The sequence below is a fragment of the Streptomyces sp. NPDC107550 genome (assembly GCF_055639095.1).
This window is the reverse complement of sequence record NZ_JBVKBC010000023.1, coordinates 78,995-94,009: the sequence shown is the minus strand read 5'-3', so window position 1 is coordinate 94,009 and position 15,015 is coordinate 78,995. Positions and strand designations below refer to the sequence as shown.

General features: G+C 72.5%; 14 protein-coding genes and 1 riboswitch. Of the genes, 5 read left to right on the top strand and 9 right to left on the bottom strand.

The genetic code is table 11. From position 1 onward, the window contains the following. Positions 1 to 384 precede the first annotated feature (384 nt). Together ACZ7LY_RS25700 and ACZ7LY_RS25695 are read left to right on the top strand one after the other, a co-directional pair. On the top strand, positions 385 to 2,352 hold the full coding sequence (locus ACZ7LY_RS25700; protein WP_471627060.1) for an ABC transporter permease: 1,968 nt from the start codon (positions 385 to 387) through the stop codon (positions 2,350 to 2,352). Position 2,353: 1 nt separating this feature from the next. After that, on the top strand, positions 2,354 to 3,316 hold the full coding sequence (locus ACZ7LY_RS25695; protein WP_471627059.1) for an ABC transporter substrate-binding protein: 963 nt from the start codon (positions 2,354 to 2,356) through the stop codon (positions 3,314 to 3,316). 94 nt (positions 3,317 to 3,410) lie between these two features. Here the strand turns inward: ACZ7LY_RS25695 and ACZ7LY_RS25690 are convergent, their stop codons facing one another. Genes ACZ7LY_RS25690 through ACZ7LY_RS25680 form a run of 3 tightly spaced genes read right to left on the bottom strand, consistent with a single transcriptional unit; the run spans position 3,411 to position 5,100 of the window. After that, positions 3,411 to 4,133, bottom strand: coding sequence for an isocitrate lyase/PEP mutase family protein (locus tag ACZ7LY_RS25690; protein WP_471627058.1), 723 nt, complete (start codon positions 4,131 to 4,133; stop codon positions 3,411 to 3,413). Then, a complete protein-coding gene (locus ACZ7LY_RS25685; RefSeq protein WP_471627057.1) occupies positions 4,130 to 4,579 on the bottom strand; it encodes a carboxymuconolactone decarboxylase family protein in 450 nt (149 codons plus the stop codon). The genes ACZ7LY_RS25690 and ACZ7LY_RS25685 overlap by 4 nt, the downstream gene beginning before the upstream one ends. Then, on the bottom strand, positions 4,576 to 5,100 hold the full coding sequence (locus tag ACZ7LY_RS25680) for a carboxymuconolactone decarboxylase family protein (protein ID WP_471627056.1): 525 nt from the start codon (positions 5,098 to 5,100) through the stop codon (positions 4,576 to 4,578). Before ACZ7LY_RS25680 ends, ACZ7LY_RS25685 begins: the two co-directional genes overlap by 4 nt. Before the next feature lie 47 nt (positions 5,101 to 5,147). On the opposite strand from ACZ7LY_RS25680, the gene pdxR reads away from it, so the two are divergent. Next, positions 5,148 to 6,569, top strand: coding sequence for a MocR-like pyridoxine biosynthesis transcription factor PdxR (gene pdxR / locus ACZ7LY_RS25675; RefSeq protein ID WP_471627055.1), 1,422 nt, complete (start codon positions 5,148 to 5,150; stop codon positions 6,567 to 6,569). Positions 6,570 to 6,585: 16 nt separating this feature from the next. Here pdxR and ACZ7LY_RS25670 read toward each other — a convergent pair whose 3' ends face one another. The 4 genes from ACZ7LY_RS25670 to tgmA form a co-directional block, all read right to left on the bottom strand. After that, positions 6,586 to 6,915 carry a hypothetical protein gene (locus ACZ7LY_RS25670; RefSeq protein WP_471627054.1) on the bottom strand — a complete coding sequence of 110 codons (330 nt, stop codon included), beginning with the start codon at positions 6,913 to 6,915 and terminating at the stop codon, positions 6,586 to 6,588. Positions 6,916 to 7,066: 151 nt separating this feature from the next. After that, the gene (locus ACZ7LY_RS25665) at positions 7,067 to 8,224 is read right to left on the bottom strand and encodes a methyltransferase domain-containing protein (RefSeq protein ID WP_471627053.1); all 1,158 of its coding nucleotides are present in this window, start codon (positions 8,222 to 8,224) and stop codon (positions 7,067 to 7,069) included. Further along, positions 8,221 to 9,168 carry an ATP-grasp ribosomal peptide maturase gene (gene tgmB, locus ACZ7LY_RS25660; protein ID WP_471627052.1) on the bottom strand — a complete coding sequence of 316 codons (948 nt, stop codon included), beginning with the start codon at positions 9,166 to 9,168 and terminating at the stop codon, positions 8,221 to 8,223. Before tgmB ends, ACZ7LY_RS25665 begins: the two co-directional genes overlap by 4 nt. Before the next feature lies 1 nt (position 9,169). Continuing rightward, a complete protein-coding gene (tgmA, locus tag ACZ7LY_RS25655; protein ID WP_471627051.1) occupies positions 9,170 to 9,397 on the bottom strand; it encodes a putative ATP-grasp-modified RiPP in 228 nt (75 codons plus the stop codon). A 181-nt stretch (positions 9,398 to 9,578) separates the two neighbouring features. Here tgmA and ACZ7LY_RS25650 point away from each other — a divergent pair, with 181 nt between their 5' ends. Next, positions 9,579 to 10,925: a tetratricopeptide repeat protein gene (locus tag ACZ7LY_RS25650; RefSeq protein ID WP_471627050.1), complete on the top strand. Its 1,347-nt coding sequence runs from the start codon at positions 9,579 to 9,581 to the stop codon at positions 10,923 to 10,925. 41 nt (positions 10,926 to 10,966) lie between these two features. Here ACZ7LY_RS25650 and ACZ7LY_RS25645 read toward each other — a convergent pair whose 3' ends face one another. Further along, a complete protein-coding gene (locus tag ACZ7LY_RS25645; RefSeq protein WP_471627077.1) occupies positions 10,967 to 11,827 on the bottom strand; it encodes a DMT family protein in 861 nt (286 codons plus the stop codon). A gap of 82 nt (positions 11,828 to 11,909) precedes the next feature. Next, entirely contained in the window at positions 11,910 to 13,139 is a 1,230-nt protein-coding gene (gene rocD, locus ACZ7LY_RS25640; protein WP_471627049.1) for an ornithine--oxo-acid transaminase, read from the bottom strand. Positions 13,140 to 13,302: 163 nt separating this feature from the next. Beyond that, a riboswitch (ZMP/ZTP riboswitch) is annotated at positions 13,303 to 13,389 on the top strand. 40 nt (positions 13,390 to 13,429) lie between these two features. Here rocD and ACZ7LY_RS25635 point away from each other — a divergent pair. Beyond that, entirely contained in the window at positions 13,430 to 14,902 is a 1,473-nt protein-coding gene (locus tag ACZ7LY_RS25635) for a glycine hydroxymethyltransferase (protein ID WP_471627048.1), read from the top strand. Positions 14,903 to 15,015 lie beyond the last annotated feature (113 nt).

Sequence of the window (15,015 nt, the reverse complement as noted above, 5' to 3'; positions counted from 1 at the left end):
GGATGCCGACGAGGCTCGTGCGGGGGCTGCGGGTGAGTCCCCTGCGGGGGCTGACGCTCAGTCCCGTGCGGGGGCTGACGGTGAATCCCGTACGGAGGGTGCCGCTGAAGTTCGTACGGGGGCCGATGCCCAAGCCCGTACGGGCGCTGACGCGGCAGCCGCCCCCGGCGCCGCAGCCAAGGCCGCCTCCGGCATCCCGGCGCCGGCCCGCCCCGCCGACGACAAGGCCCCCGCCGCGAAGGCCCCCGGCGCCGAGCCCACCGCCACGCCCGCCGACCAGGCGTCCGGCGCTGACTCCACCCCCGCGCCCGCCGCCCAGGCCCCCGGCGCTGAGGCCGGGACCGGTGTTCAGGGTGCCGGGGCCGGGGATCAGGAGGGGGTCTGATGGCTGTCGTCGCCGCCGACTCCGCCTCCGCCGGCAGGCTCAACCTCTCCGCGCTGCGCCGCCACCGCGCCCTCGGCAAGCTCCTGCTGCTCGCCGTCGCCGCGGCGGTCCTCGTACCGCTGATCACCGCGCACTGGCCCGGCACGAGCTGGCCCGCCGCGCTCACCGTCGACCTGTCGGGGCCGCTCGGCCGCACCAGCGACTGGATCATCGACAACCGGGACAGCCACCCGCTGTTCCTGTACTTCCTCGGCCACGTCAGCAACGCGGTCATCGTCTCCGTACACGCCGTGTACCTCGTGCTGCTCGCCGCCGGATGGGCGGGCGTCACGGTCGCGGCCGGGCTGATCGCCTGGCGGGTCGCGGGCGTGCGCCTCGCGGTCGCCGCCGTCGCCGCGTTCCTGCTCTGCGGCGCGCTCGGCATGTGGGTGCCGACCATGCAGACGCTGGCGCTGATGGTTGTCGCCGTGTTCGCGTCCGTCGTGCTGGGCGCGCTGCTCGGGCTCGCGGGCGGGCTCAGCGAGACCATGCACCGGGTGCTGCGCCCGGTCCTCGACACCATGCAGGTGCTGCCCGCGTACGCGTATCTGCTGCCCGTCGTCCTCGTGTTCGGCATGGGCGTACCGGCCGCCGTCCTCGCCACCGTCGTCTACGCGGCCCCGCCCATGGCCCGCCTGACCGCGCTCGGCCTGCGCTCGGCGGACGCCGGGGTGATGGAGGCCGTCGCGTCGCTCGGCGCCACCGCCCGCCAGCGCCTCGTCACCGCCCGACTGCCGCTCGCCCGGCGGCAGTTGCTGCTCGGCCTCAACCAGACGATCATGATGGCGCTGTCCATGGCCGTGATCGCGTCCGTCATCGGCGCGGGCGGTCTCGGTGACCGCGTCTACCAGGCGCTCGCCTCCGTGGACGTGGGCGCGGCCCTCGCCGCCGGCATCCCGATCGTGCTGCTCGCCGTCGTCCTCGACCGGGTGACCGGCGCCGCCGGCGACCGGGACGCGGACAGCGCCGGCCAGGGGCGCTGGAAGCTGGACGCGGCCGTCGTCCTGGGTGGCACGGCCCTCGTCGCCGTAGCCGCCCGCCTCCTGAACCGCCTGGACTGGCCCGGGAGTTGGGTCGTACAGATCGCCGCTCCCGTCAACGACGCCGTCGACTGGATGACCGACCACCTCTACACCGGCGTGCCCTACATCGGCGGCACCGCCGACTGGGCCGGGCACTTCACGACCTGGGTCCTCGACCCGGTGCGCTCGGGCCTGACCTGGCTGCCGTGGTGGGGCGTGCTGCTGATCGTCGCCGCGCTCGCCTGGCTGATCGGCACCTGGCGCACCGCGCTGACCGCCGTCCTCGCCATGGCCGCGATCGGCGTGCTCGGCGTGTGGAAGCCGTCCCTGGACACGCTCTCGCAGGTCCTCGCGGCCGTCGCCGTCACCCTCGTGCTCGGCGTCGCCATCGGCATCGCCGCCGCGCGCAGCGCCCGCCTCGAACGCTGGCTGCGGCCGGTCCTGGACGTGTTCCAGACGATGCCGCAGTTCGTGTACCTGATCCCGGTCGTCGCCCTGTTCGGCGTCGGCCGCGCCCCGGCCGTCGCCGCCGCCGTCGTCTACGCGCTGCCGGCCGTCGTCCGCATCACCACGCAGGGGCTCCAGGAAGTGGACGCCGCCGCGATGGAGTCGTCCCGGTCGATGGGCGCCACCGCCTGGCAGCAGTTGCGTCAGGTCCAACTCCCGCTGGCACGGCCCGCGTTGCTGCTCGCCGTGAACCAGGGCGTCGTCCTCGTCCTCGCCGTCGTCATCATCGGCGGCCTGGTCGGCGGGGGAGCGCTCGGCTACTCCGTCGTCTTCGGGCTCGCCCAGGGCGACCTGGCCACCGGCCTCGTCGCGGGCGCCGCCATCGTCTGCCTCGGCCTGATGCTGGACCGGGTGACGCAGCCGACGCAGCGCCGCGTCCGCTCCGGAAAGGGGGTCTGACATGCGTACCCGTAACCTCGTCGGCGCGCTCGCGGGAGCCGGTGCGCTGCTCGCCGTCACCGGCTGCGGCGCCGCCGACATGACGAAGCAGGCGTCGCCGTTCGCCCACGCGCAGGGCGCGAAGACGGTCACGCTGTCCGTACAGTCCTGGGTCGGCGCGCAGGCCAACGTCGCGGTCGCCCAGTACCTGTTGGAGCATGAACTCGGCTACCGCGTCGACACCGTCCAGGTCGACGAGGTGCCCGCGTGGGACGCGCTCAGCCAGGGCCGCGTCGACGCGATCATGGAGGACTGGGGCCACCCCGACCAGGAGAAGCGGTACGTCGAGGACAAGAAGACGATCGTTCCCGGCGGCGGCAACGGCGTCACCGGGCACATCGGCTGGTTCGTTCCCACGTACTTCGCCAAGCAGCATCCGGACGTCACGGACTGGAAGAACCTCAACAAGTACGCGCACCTGCTGAAGACCGCCGAGAGCGGCGGCAAGGGCCAACTCCTCGACGGTTCACCCTCGTACGTCACCAACGACAAGGCGCTGGTGGAGAATCTGAAGCTGGACTACTCGGTGGTCTTCGCCGGGTCCGAGGCGGCGCAGATCACCCAGATGAAGCAGTTCGCCAAGCAGAAGAAGCCGTTCCTGACGTACTGGTACCAGCCGCAGTGGCTGTTCAAGAAGGTGCCGATGACGGAGGTGAAGCTGCCGCCGTACAAGGAGGGCTGCGACGCCGACCCGAAGAAGGTCGCCTGCGCGTACCCGAAGACGCCGTTGCAGAAGTACCTCAACGCCGACTTCGCCAGGACCGGCGGCAAGGCGGCGGCGCTCCTGAAGAACTTCCGGTGGACGACGGAGGACCAGAACGAGGTCTCCCTGATGATCGCCGACCAGAAGCTCACCCCGGACCAGGCCGCCAAGAAGTGGATCGACGGACACCGCTCCACCTGGAAGGCATGGCTGCCCAAGTAGCTGTGCTTTTACGGTGGTTCGCCCGCCCGGGGCCCCACGCGACACGTTCGCGCGGGGCCCCGGGCGCGTTCCCCGGCGTTTTCCCGGAGGGAGCTCAGCGCAGCCCCGCCGCGATCTCCCGTACCGCCTCCGCCGCCCGCCGCTGGAGGCCGGGGCCGAACGTCACGCGGGTCGCGCCGAGGCGGCCCCACTCGGCCGGGGTGAGGGAGCCGGTGACGCGGGCGCCCACGTTGAGCGGGCCCTCGATACCGGCGCGCAGGGCGGGCAGCGCCTCGGGCGGCGCCCCGATGGGGTACACGCAGTCGGCGCCCGCCGCGACATAGGCGCGGGCCCGCTCGATCGCGTCCGCGACCGGGTCGGCGGCGCCCCGCAGGAACGAGTCGACGCGCGCGTTCAGCACGACCCCGGCGCCCGCCGCCTCGCGCACGGCGGCCAGCCGGTCCGCCTGCCGGGACGGTTCGACGAGTGTGCCGTCCGGGCCGCTGTCCTCCAGATTGCAGCCGACCGCGCCCGTGGCGAGCAGCCGCTCCACCAACTCCTTCGCGTCAAGCCCGTACCCGGCCTCGATGTCGGCGCTGACCGGCACCGACACCGCCCGGACGATCCGCGTGACCGCCGCGAACATCTCGTCGGCGGGCGTCTTCCCGTCCTCGTACCCGAGCGACGCCGCGACCCCCGCGCTCGGCGTCGCCAGGGCCGGGAAGCCGGCCTCCTCGAAGGCCCGCGCGCTCGCCGCGTCCCACGGCCCGGGCAGCACCAGCGGATCGTCCGGTACGCGGCCGTGGTGCAGGGCGCGCAGGGCGTGCGCGGCGCTCACCACGCCGGGCCGCCGGGCTCGACGCGGCGCGCGACCATCAGCCGGTTCCAGGCGTTGATGACCGCGATCACGCCCAACAGATGGGCGAGTCGGCCCTCGTCGTAGACCTTCGCCGCCTCCTCGTACACCGCGTCCGGCACGAAGCCTTCGGTGAGGACGGTGACGGCCTCGGTCAGCGCGAGCGCGGCCCGCTCCCGCTCGCTGAACAGGTCCCCGGCCTCACGCCAGGCGTCGAGCAGCGCGATCCGCTTCGCCGTCTCGCCGTTCTTCTCCACGGCGATCCCGACATGCATGTCCAGGCAGAACGCGCACGCGTTGAGCTGCGAGGCGCGGATCATGACCAGCTCCGCGAGCCCCGGGTCGCCCAGGCCGCGCTTGGCCGCCGCGCCCGTCGCCTGGAGCGCGTCGCGCACCGCCGGGTCCAACACCGTGGTTCTCGCGGTCACTTGAGGCTGCCCGGCGTGTAGTGCCCGGCGGCGCCCCGGCAGGTCACGCCGAACCGGTTCCACGCGTTGATCGTCGTGATCGCCGCGATGAGCTGGGACAGCTCCCGCTCGTCGTACACCTTCGCCGCCCGCTCGTACACCTCGTCCGGGACGAAGCCGTCGGTCAGGACCGTGACCGCGTCGGTGAGCGCGAGCGCGGCCACCTCACGCTCGGTGTAGAAGTGCTGCGACTCCTCCCACGCGCTGAGCTGGATGATCCGCTCCGGGCTCTCGCCCGCCGCCAGCGCCTCCTTGGAGTGCATGTCCAGGCAGCGCGCACAGCGGTTGAGCTGCGAGGCGCGGATCTTCACCAGCTCGCACGTCACCGGGTCGAGGCCCTGCCGTGCCGCCGCGTCCAGGCGGATCATGGCCTTGTAGACCTCGGGCGCGTGGCGCGCCCAGTCCAGGCGGGGCGCGTGCTCGGGCACGTACTCCCGCCCGCTGTCGTCGGTGCGGTGTTCCCTGGTGTCGTTCGTCGTCATGGCTTCGACCGTACGCGCGCAGTAGCCCACCGGTATGGTCCATTCCCATGGCAGAAAACTGGGCCACTTCGCCGTCCGGGCAGGCACTCGGCATCGACCTGCACATCGAACCCGCCGGGGCGGGGCTGCGGCGCGGCCTCACCGACGCGCTGCGCGAGGCCGTACGCGGCGGCCGCCTCGCCCCCGGTACGCGACTGCCGTCCTCCCGCACCCTCGCCGCCGACCTCGGCATCTCCCGCAACACCGTCGCCGACGCCTACGGCGACCTCGTCGCCGAGGGCTGGCTCACCGCGCGCCAGGGCTCAGGCACCCGCGTCGCTGCCCGCGCCGTCCCCGCCCCCGGGCCCGCGCCCGCCCCGGCCCGGCGGCTGAGCGGCAACCCCCTGCACAACCTCCACCCCGGCACGCCCGACCTCGCCTCCTTCCCCCGCGCCGCCTGGCTGAAAGCGGCCAAGCGCGCGCTCACCGAGGCGCCCAACGACGCGCTCGGGTACGGCGATCCGCGCGGCCGGCCCGAACTGCGCGCCGCGCTCGCCGAGTACCTCGCCCGCGCCCGTGGCGTGCGCGCCGACCCCGAACGGGTCGTCGTCTGCTCCGGGTTCGTGCACGGCCTGATGCTGCTCGGCGAGGTGCTGCGCCGGCGCGGTGTCGCGGAGGTCGCCGTGGAGACGTACGGGCTCGACCACCACTGGGGCGTCCTGCACCGCGCCGGACTCGCCACCCGTCCGCTGCCCTTCGACGAACTCGGCACCGACACCGGCCCGTTGGAGCGCGGGGCGGCCGGGGCGCTGCTCGTGACGCCGGCCCACCAGTTCCCGCTGGGCGCGCCGCTGCACGCCGACCGCAGGGCCGCCGCCGTCGACTGGGCCCGGCGCACCGGCGGCCTGGTCCTGGAGGACGACTACGACGGCGAGTTCCGCTACGACCGGCAGGCCGTCGGCGCCCTCCAGGGCCTCGACCCCGACCACGTCGTCTACCTCGGCACCGCCAGCAAGTCCCTCGCGCCCGGCCTGCGGCTCGGCTGGATGGTGCTGCCCGCGCCCCTCGTCCCCGAGGTGACCGCCGTCAAGGGGACCAGCGACTGGGCCTGCGGCGTCCTCGACCAGCTCACCCTCGCCCGGTTCCTGGCCTCCGGCGCCTACGACCGTCATCTGCGCGCCGCCCGCCTGCGCTACCGGCGCCGCCGCGACCATCTCGTCGCCGCCCTCGCCGAGCGCGCGCCCGACGTCCACGCCACCGGCATCGCCGCCGGCCTGCACGCCGTCCTGCGGCTGCCGCCCGGCACCGAACGCTCCGTCGTCCAAGCCGCCGCCTGGCAGCACCTCGGCGTCCCCGGCCTCTCCGGCTTCCGCCACGAGTCCGCGCCCCCGCCCCCGGCCCCCGCGGACGCCCTGGTCGTCGGCTACGGCACCCCGCCCGACCACGCCTGGCACGGCGCCCTCGACGCCCTGTGCCGGGTCCTGCCCTGACGGAGGCCCGTGCGGCTCACTTGGCGGTCGGCCACCCCAGCTCCCGCATCGCTCGGGCCACCAGCACCTCCACCTCGGGGTCCGCCACGTCCCACGCGTGCGCGCCGGGATGCCCGCCGAAGAAGCCGCACGCGTCCCCGGTTTTGTTCTGCACCCCCGGGCACCAGGCCGCCAACTCCACCTGTAGATCCGCTTGTTGGTCCCAGCGGAGCCACACCGCCCCGTGCGGGTCCTCGTACCAGACGCATCGCGCGTGTGCCTGCGGATGGTGCCCGTCACCGAGTTCGCAACGCAGGTCGGCCGCGGGGTCGAGAGACGGTCCGGCGAGGGCGTCGAGCGCCAACACGGGTGAGAAAGCGGCACATTGCTTCACCGAGGACTCCTGCGCGTACGTGGAAGGGGGAGCCCCGCTCCTGCGCTACGGAGGCGGCACACGGGCGGGGCGAGCCGGGGCACTCTCTCCGCTTCCGAGGAAGCGGCGCGCCTGCGAGGCGTGCTCAGATCGGGAAACGCCAGGTGCCCTCCGGGGACAGCAGGTGACTGCCTGAAGGCGTGAGTTCCGCGCGCATCGTGTGGAGTGCGAACCTGTTCCTCTCCTCCCACTTGTCGCGTACACGTTCCAGGCGATCCCACAGTCGACGGGGGCCGCCCTGGTGCACGGCAGGAGGCGTGCCGCCCTCGGCGCGCGCCCATGAACCGTCAGCGGCGAGCAGCCACACCGTGCGCCGCCCCTCGTGGGGCAAGGCGGCAGCGCGTGTTTCGACACCGGGTGTGTCCAATTCGTACAGCCACCGCAGTGGCCATTCCTGCCACAGATCGGGAATCGCTCCCTCGGGGGGTCGCACAACCTCGCCCTCGCGTACGCGGGCATGCAGGAACAGCTCGTTCAGCTTCTCGGGGTAGTCCGCCTCACGCCGGGTCTCCATGAAGGTGGCCGGGTCCGGCTGGACCGCACCGCGCGCGACGCCATCCCTTTCCATGTCCGCCGTGATCAGAAGCGCGGTACTGGCGATCGTCGTCACCACCCGCCCGCCAGGACGCAGCGCGTGGAGCCAGGACGAGGGCACGGGCCGGACGGAGACGGTCGCCATGATCCGGTCGTACTGCGGCTCAGGCAGCTTCTCCGTGGCATCGACAACCTCCACCCGAGGGGTGTGCCCAATCTCGGAGAGGCGGGCCCGGGCCGCCTCCACCAGATAAGGGTCCACGTCCACGCTCGTCACGTTCTCGTCTCCGAAACGGCGGGCGAAGAGGCCGGCCGAATACCCGGAGCCGGTACCCACGTCCAAGACCTTGTGGCCGCGCTGCACATCCAGCCGATGCGCCATGGACACGATGAGCCCCGGCAGGGTGCTGGACGACGTGGGATCGCCCTTGCCGCGTTCCCCTGGTGTGGCGTGGTCGGCGTGCCTAGGGCCTACGCGGGTGACAAGCGTCTCGTCCGAGTAGGCCGCGCGCAGGTGTTCGGGGGCATCCTCGGGGAGGTCCACCAGCGACCATTCCTGTGTCGGGCTGTCCGGGATGCGCTGCCACCAGCGAGGGACGAGCCGGTGTCGGGGGGTGTTGCTCACGGCGTCATGCCATCCGGGAGCGGAGGCGGTCACCTTGTCGGCAAGCGATTGGGCGGCGACGGCCCACGCGGGTGTTGCGTTCATGCTGGGTCTCCTTGCAAGGCGTCGGCCATGGCTCCCACCAAGGGAACCTCCGCTCTGACCGCGAGCCAGTGCCACTGGCCGTTGGGGTTCACCTCGAAGAACACCCAGCGTCCGTCCGGTGTGACGGCGAAGTCCAGAGCGCCGAAGAACAGGCCGAACTCGTCCATCAATCGGCGGACCCCTTGCCCCACCTCTGAGGGCAGGTCCACGACCTCGTACTTGTGAGACCCGTAGTTCGTTCGCCAGTCGAGCAGTGCGTCCTCGCTCTCGGTGCGGATGGCGACCGGGAACATGCGCCTCCCGATCACGGTCAAGCGCACTTCGTACGCCTTGTCGACACGCTCCTGGAAAAGGTGGGCGGTGCCGCACACGCCGTCGTCCACCTGACTCGCGGAGACAAGCGCCACGGGAAGGAACTGCCGCTTCCCGTCGGGGCCGAGCACGCCTCCGCCAAGTCCCTTGTAGACCACCGCCTCCTCGCCGATGAACGCGCGGGCGTGCTCCGGGTCCGAGGTGATCACGGACCGGGGTACGTTCAACCCGCAGCGCGCGGCGACCGCGAGCTGCACCGGCTTGTAATTCGCGGCGGCGTCCCTACTCGGGTGGTTGACCCACCGGACGGGGAGTGAGCCGAGGACCCCGAGCAGGCCGGAGCGAGCTTCTGAGACCGCGAGAGCACGAGCGTGCCCCGGCCAGTCGTCCGGGGTGCGGAACTCGTGGGGGCGTCGCCACCACACCGACTTGACCGTTTCCAGATGGACCGTGCGGGAGCCGGCGAGCGGCCCCGTCCAGCCGTTCCCGGTGAGGGACACGGCCAGACGGGAGGCGGTGGGGAAGTCTGCAGTGTCGAACCTGACGACCTGTTCGCCCCGCTCAGCCAGTTCCTCGACAACTGCGTCGGCCGTGAGATCGTCCCGGCCCGTCAGTACGAGGATCGATCGCATATCAGTACAGGTCGGTTCCGGAGTCGGAGCCGGGGGCCGAGCCGTCGCCGTTGCTGGTCTCGGTCTGCGTCTCGGGCATCTCAGCCGTGAGCGCGTGCCACGGGTTGCCCTCGGCCGAGACGTTGAGCTGAAGCTGGTCGCTGTACGTGATGACGGGAGCCTCGCCCGCAGCCGGAGGCGGGGAGACCAGATGCCGGACTCCGAACGGAATGGCCGTGGTGCTGTTCATACGCTGCCTCCTGCGTTGTCGCTTCGGTCGGGTGTAGTGCGTAGTTGGGATTGGGAGGGACTTGTCACCCTTGTTTGCTCTAGGTAACCGCGCGGTCACGCCTGGCGGTACCGTTGGGTGGGGCGAGACGATTAAGAGCGTTAAGCGGTCGACGCCGCCACGCAGGGGGAGTTGAGGGGCCGTGGAAAGCAACGAGCCGAACCGAGCGTTGGAGCGACTGTTCCGCGAGACCGGCTGGACGTTGCGGCAGTGTGCCCAGGCGGTCAACCGCGTAGGCACCGAGCGCGGCACCCCCAAGCAGTACCGGGCCCCTTCCGTTCACCAGTGGATGAAGGGCAGTGTTCCGCGCGAAGACACTCGGTCGCTGGTCTTGGAAGCGTTCGCCCGGAAGCTGGGGCGGCCTGTCACGGCTGCGGAAACCGGGTTTCCGGTCAATGAGAGCGGGTGGGAAGCGACGTCGCTCAGCACCGTTGACGGAATTCTCGAACTGGGGAGGCAGGACATGGATCCCTCTCGGCGGAGTGTTCTTGGGGCCGCCCTGTTCTCCGTCGCCGTGGCCGTGCCCGAGTGGCCGGACGTCGTGGGGCGTATGGAGGCGGTCGGGCAGGGGAGCCGGACGCGCGTCGGCATGTCCGATGTGGCCACGGTGTCGGCGATGACCGAGCAGTTGTCGTCCATGGACGATCAGTTCGGGGGTCGGACCGCTCGTCCCCTGGCTGCGACTTTCCTGGTGAACACCGTGGCGCCCCTGCTGCGCACCCCCGGCCCCGAGGACGTACGCAGGGCGATGATGTCGGCCGCCTCCGACCTCTGCTACCTCACCGGATACATGGCGGTCGACGAAGGTCTGCACGGACTCGCGCAGCGTTACTACCTGAAGGCCCTGGAGTTCGCGGGAGCGGCCGAGGACCATCTGACGTACTGCACCACCCTCAGAGGCATGAGCGTGCAAGCCGTTGACCTCGGGCAGGGGCCCGTGGCCCGGCGACTCGCCGACTCCGCCGCGGCAGCCGCACCGCAAGCCGGCCCCCGGATGCGCGCCTTTCTCACCGGTCAACAGGCGCACGCCGCCGCACAGACCGGCGACCGTCGCGCAGCGCTGATGTACCTGCGAGAGGCCGAGGTCGCCATGGAGAAGGCGGAGGCACGAGGGAAGGTGTTCGGCTCCTACGATCCGGCCTCGCTCAACTACCACACCAGCCAAGTACGGTTCGAGATGGGCGACGTTCACGGCGCGGTCGCCGCCATGCGGGAGTCGGACCGGCTTCGGCACAGCGTGTACCGGCGGACCCGAGTCAAAGAACGCGCGATCCTCGCGGAACGTCAGCTGTCCGTCGGTCACCTCGAAGCGGCCTGCCGCACATGGGGGCTCGCGCTCGACGACTACCCCTTGGTCGACTCCGGTCGCATCGACAAGCGCATGGCCGACATGTTCCGGCTGATCGGCCCCCACCTCCGTAACCCCGACGCACAGGCGCTGTACCAGCGCGCCCGAGCCGTCGTCCGGCCCGAACTCGTTCCGGCGTAGCAGAAGACCCCCCGGCGAACCCCCGCCGTACGAACCCCTCGCTACGCCACCCGCCCCGCGCCCTCCGCTGCCGACGCCTCCGCCTCCACCGGTGCCTCGCCGAAGCGGGCCAGGGCCAGGGCCGCCGCGACCGCCACCGTGAAGCCCGTGACGGCCAGCCAGGTGAGGCCGGGGCGGGTGCGGTCGCCGAGGCAGAGGACGCCGACGAGGGCCGGGCCGACCGTCTCGCCGATGACCATGCCGGCCGTCGCCGCCGTCACCGACCCGCGCTGGAGCGCCGACGTCAGCAGCAGGAAAGCCGCCCCGCCGCCGAGGAGCAGCGCGTACGTCGCCGGGTTCGTCAGCAGGCGCCCCGGGCTCAGGTCGTCGATCAGGCGGACGCTGACCTCGACGACCCCGAAGCCGAACCCCGAGCCGAGGCCGAGGACCAGGGCCCGCCAGCGCTCCGGGAGCCGCCCGCCCAGCAGGCCGAGGAGCAGCACGGCCGCCGCCACCCCGAGCATCGTGTACCGCAGGGCGTCCGAGCCGGTCCGCCCGCCTTCCGCGCCGGACGCGAGCGCCAGCATGCCGAGGCCCGCGCAGACGCCCGCGACGGCGCCCCACTCGGCGCCCCGCAGCCGCACCCCGAGCAGCCGGGCCGCGACCACCGCCGTCACCGCGAGGCTCGCCGCGAGCGCCGCGCCCACCGCGTAGATCGGCAGCGAGCGCAGCGCGACGACCTGGAGCACGAACCCGAGCCCGTCCAGGGCGAGTCCGGCGGCGTACCGCCACTGGCGCGCGGCCCGTACGAGCAGCGCCGGGTCCACGCCCGACCCCGTACCGGGCTCCGCCGCCCGCGTGGCCACCGCCTGGAGCACCGACGCGGTACCGAAACAGAGCGCCGCTCCCAGCGCACACAACATTCCCCAAGGCACGACGCGACTCTATGCGACGCAGGGGGACGATCCCGGCGCCGCGGACCGTGCCCGGACGGTCCCGGGAGGCTCAGCCGAGGACCTCGCGGAGCTGGGTGAGCCCCCAGTCCAGGTCCTCCTTGGAGATCACCAGCGGCGGCGCGAGCCGGATCGTCGAGCCGTGCGTGTCCTTGACGAGCACGCCCCGCGCCATCAGCCGCTCCGAGATCTGCCGTCCCGTACCGAGCGCCGGGTCGATGTCGACGCCCGCCCACAGCCCGCGCCCGCGCACCCCGGTGACCTTGCCGGAGCCGGCCAGCAGGCCCAGCTCCGCGTGCAGGTGCTCGCCCAGTTCCGCCGCCCGCGCCTGGTACTCGCCGGTGCGCAGCATGGCGATGACCTCAAGGGCGACCGCGCAGGCCAGCGGGTTCCCGCCGAACGTCGAGCCGTGCTCGCCCGGCTTGAACACACCGAGCACGTCCGCCCCGGAGACCACCGCCGACACCGGTACGACACCGCCGCCGAGCGCCTTGCCCAGCACGTACATGTCCGGGACGACGCCCTCGTGCTCGCACGCGAACGTCCGCCCGGTGCGGCCGAGCCCCGACTGGATCTCGTCGGCGACGAACAGCACGTTCCGCTCGCGCGTCAGCTCCCGTACGCCCGCCAGATAGCCGGGCGGCGGTACGAGGACGCCCGCCTCGCCCTGGATCGGCTCCAGGAGCACGGCCACCGTGTCGTCGGTGACCGCCGCGCGCAGGGCGTCCAGGTCCCCGTACGGCACGATGTCGAAGCCCGGCGTGTACGGGCCGTAGTCCGCGCGGGCCTCGGGGTCCGTGGAGAAGCTGACGATGGTCGTCGTACGGCCGTGGAAGTTGTCCCGCGCGACGACGATCCTGGCCCGGCCCTCGGGGACGCCCTTGACGCGGTAGCCCCACTTGCGGGCCGTCTTGACCGCCGTCTCCACCGCCTCCGCGCCGGTGTTCATCGGCAGCACCGTCTCCATGCCGCACAGCTCGGCGAGCTGCGTGCAGAACGCGGCGAACCGGTCGTGGTGGAACGCCCTCGACGTCAGCGTCACCCGCTCCAGCTGCGCCTTCGCCGCGTCGATCAGGCGCCGGTTGCCGTGCCCGAAGTTGAGCGCCGAGTAGCCCGCCAGCATGTCCAGGTAGCGGCGGCCCTCGACGTCCGTCATCCACGCGCCCTCGGCGCTCGCCACGACGACGGGCAGCGGATGGTAGTTGTGCGCGCTGTGGGCGTCGGCGGCGGCGATGTGGTCCTGCGTGGCCCGACCGGGGGTGCCGGAGGCACCGGGAGTCACAGCAGCACCTTGAGTTCCAGAAGCACCGGGAGTCACAGAAGTCACGGGATCTCCGTTCGTACGGCTCGAAGCGCTGGGCGCGGGAGGAGCCTTTGGCCCCTTCCTATCGTCGCTCGGATCGTGGACGCGGAAACCTCGCTGCGCGACGCGCCCGGTAATGTGACGGGGGAGCCGTGACTGGCGCGCTGGGATGGGACCGACCATCGGGGAGCGGCTCGTGAACCGTGTGCCGTGCGCCTGGGCCGACCCGTGAACCGACCGCGTACCGACCGTGTCCGGAGGCAGCCCCCATGTCCGAGACCCCCGCATCCCCCGCGCCCGCCGCGCCCCTGAGCCCCGAGTCGACCGCGTACCGCAGCGCGCTCGACGTCGTACGGGCCGTGGAGCCGCGCGTCGCCGACGCCATCGCGCAGGAGCTGACCGACCAGCGCGAGATGCTGAAGCTGATCGCGTCCGAGAACTACGCCTCCCCGGCGACCCTGCTCACCATGGGCAACTGGTTCAGCGACAAGTACGCCGAAGGCACCGTCGGCCGCCGCTTCTACGCGGGCTGCCGCAACGTCGACACCGTCGAGTCGCTCGCCGCCGAGCACGCCCGCGAGCTGTTCGGCGCCCGCCACGCCTACGTGCAGCCGCACTCCGGCATCGACGCCAACCTCGTCGCCTTCTGGGCCGTCCTCGCCGACCGCGTCGAGGCCCCCTTCCTGGAGCGCACCGGCGTCCGCCAGATCAACGACCTGAGCGACGCCGACTGGGCCGAGCTGCGGCAGGCCTTCGGCAACCAGCGGATGCTCGGCATGTCCCTGGACGCGGGCGGTCACCTCACCCACGGCTTCCGGCCCAACATCTCCGGCAAGATGTTCGACCAGCGCTCGTACGGCACCGACCCCGCCACCGGCCTCATCGACTACGAGGCGCTGCGCGCGCAGGCCCGGGAGTTCAAGCCGCTGATCATTGTCGCCGGGTACTCCGCGTACCCGCGCCTGGTGAACTTCCGGATCATGCGGGAGATCGCCGACGAGGCCGGCGCCACGCTCATGGTCGACATGGCGCACTTCGCGGGCCTCGTCGCCGGCAAGGTCCTCACCGGCGACTTCGACCCCGTACCGCACGCGCAGATCGTGACGACGACCACCCACAAGTCGCTGCGCGGCCCGCGCGGCGGCATGGTCCTGTGCGACGACTCGCTCAGGGACCAGGTCGACCGGGGCTGCCCGATGGTCCTCGGCGGCCCGCTGCCGCACGTCATGGCCGCGAAGGCCGTCGCGCTCGCCGAGGCCCGCAGGCCCGAGTTCCAGGACTACGCCCAGCGCATCGTCGACAACGCCCGCGCCCTCGCCGACGGCCTGACCCGGCGCGGCGCCACCCTCGTCACCGGCGGCACCGACAACCACCTGAACCTGATCGACGTGGCGGGCTCGTACGGGCTCACCGGCCGCCAGGCCGAGTCCGCGCTGCTCGACGCGGGTGTCGTCACCAACCGCAACGCCATCCCCGCCGACCCCAACGGCGCCTGGTACACCTCCGGCATCCGCATCGGCACGCCCGCCCTGACCACCCGCGGCCTCGGCACGGGCGAGATGGACGAGATCGCCGCGCTGATCGACCGGGTCCTGGCCGCCGCCGAGCCCGGCACCACGAAGTCCGGCGCCCGCTCCAAGGCGAGCCACGTGCTGGACGCGAAGGTCGCCGACGAGGTCGCCCGCCGCGCCTCCGACCTCCTCGCCGGCTTCCCGCTCTACCCGACGATCGACCTGGGCTGACCCGGGCCGAAGGCCCCGCGCCCCGGGGAGCGAGGCCCCGCCCCCCGGCGCCGTCCGGTCCGCCGCACGCCCCGCCGCGGGTGATGTCGGACACCCCGGCGCCGGGGCCCGCG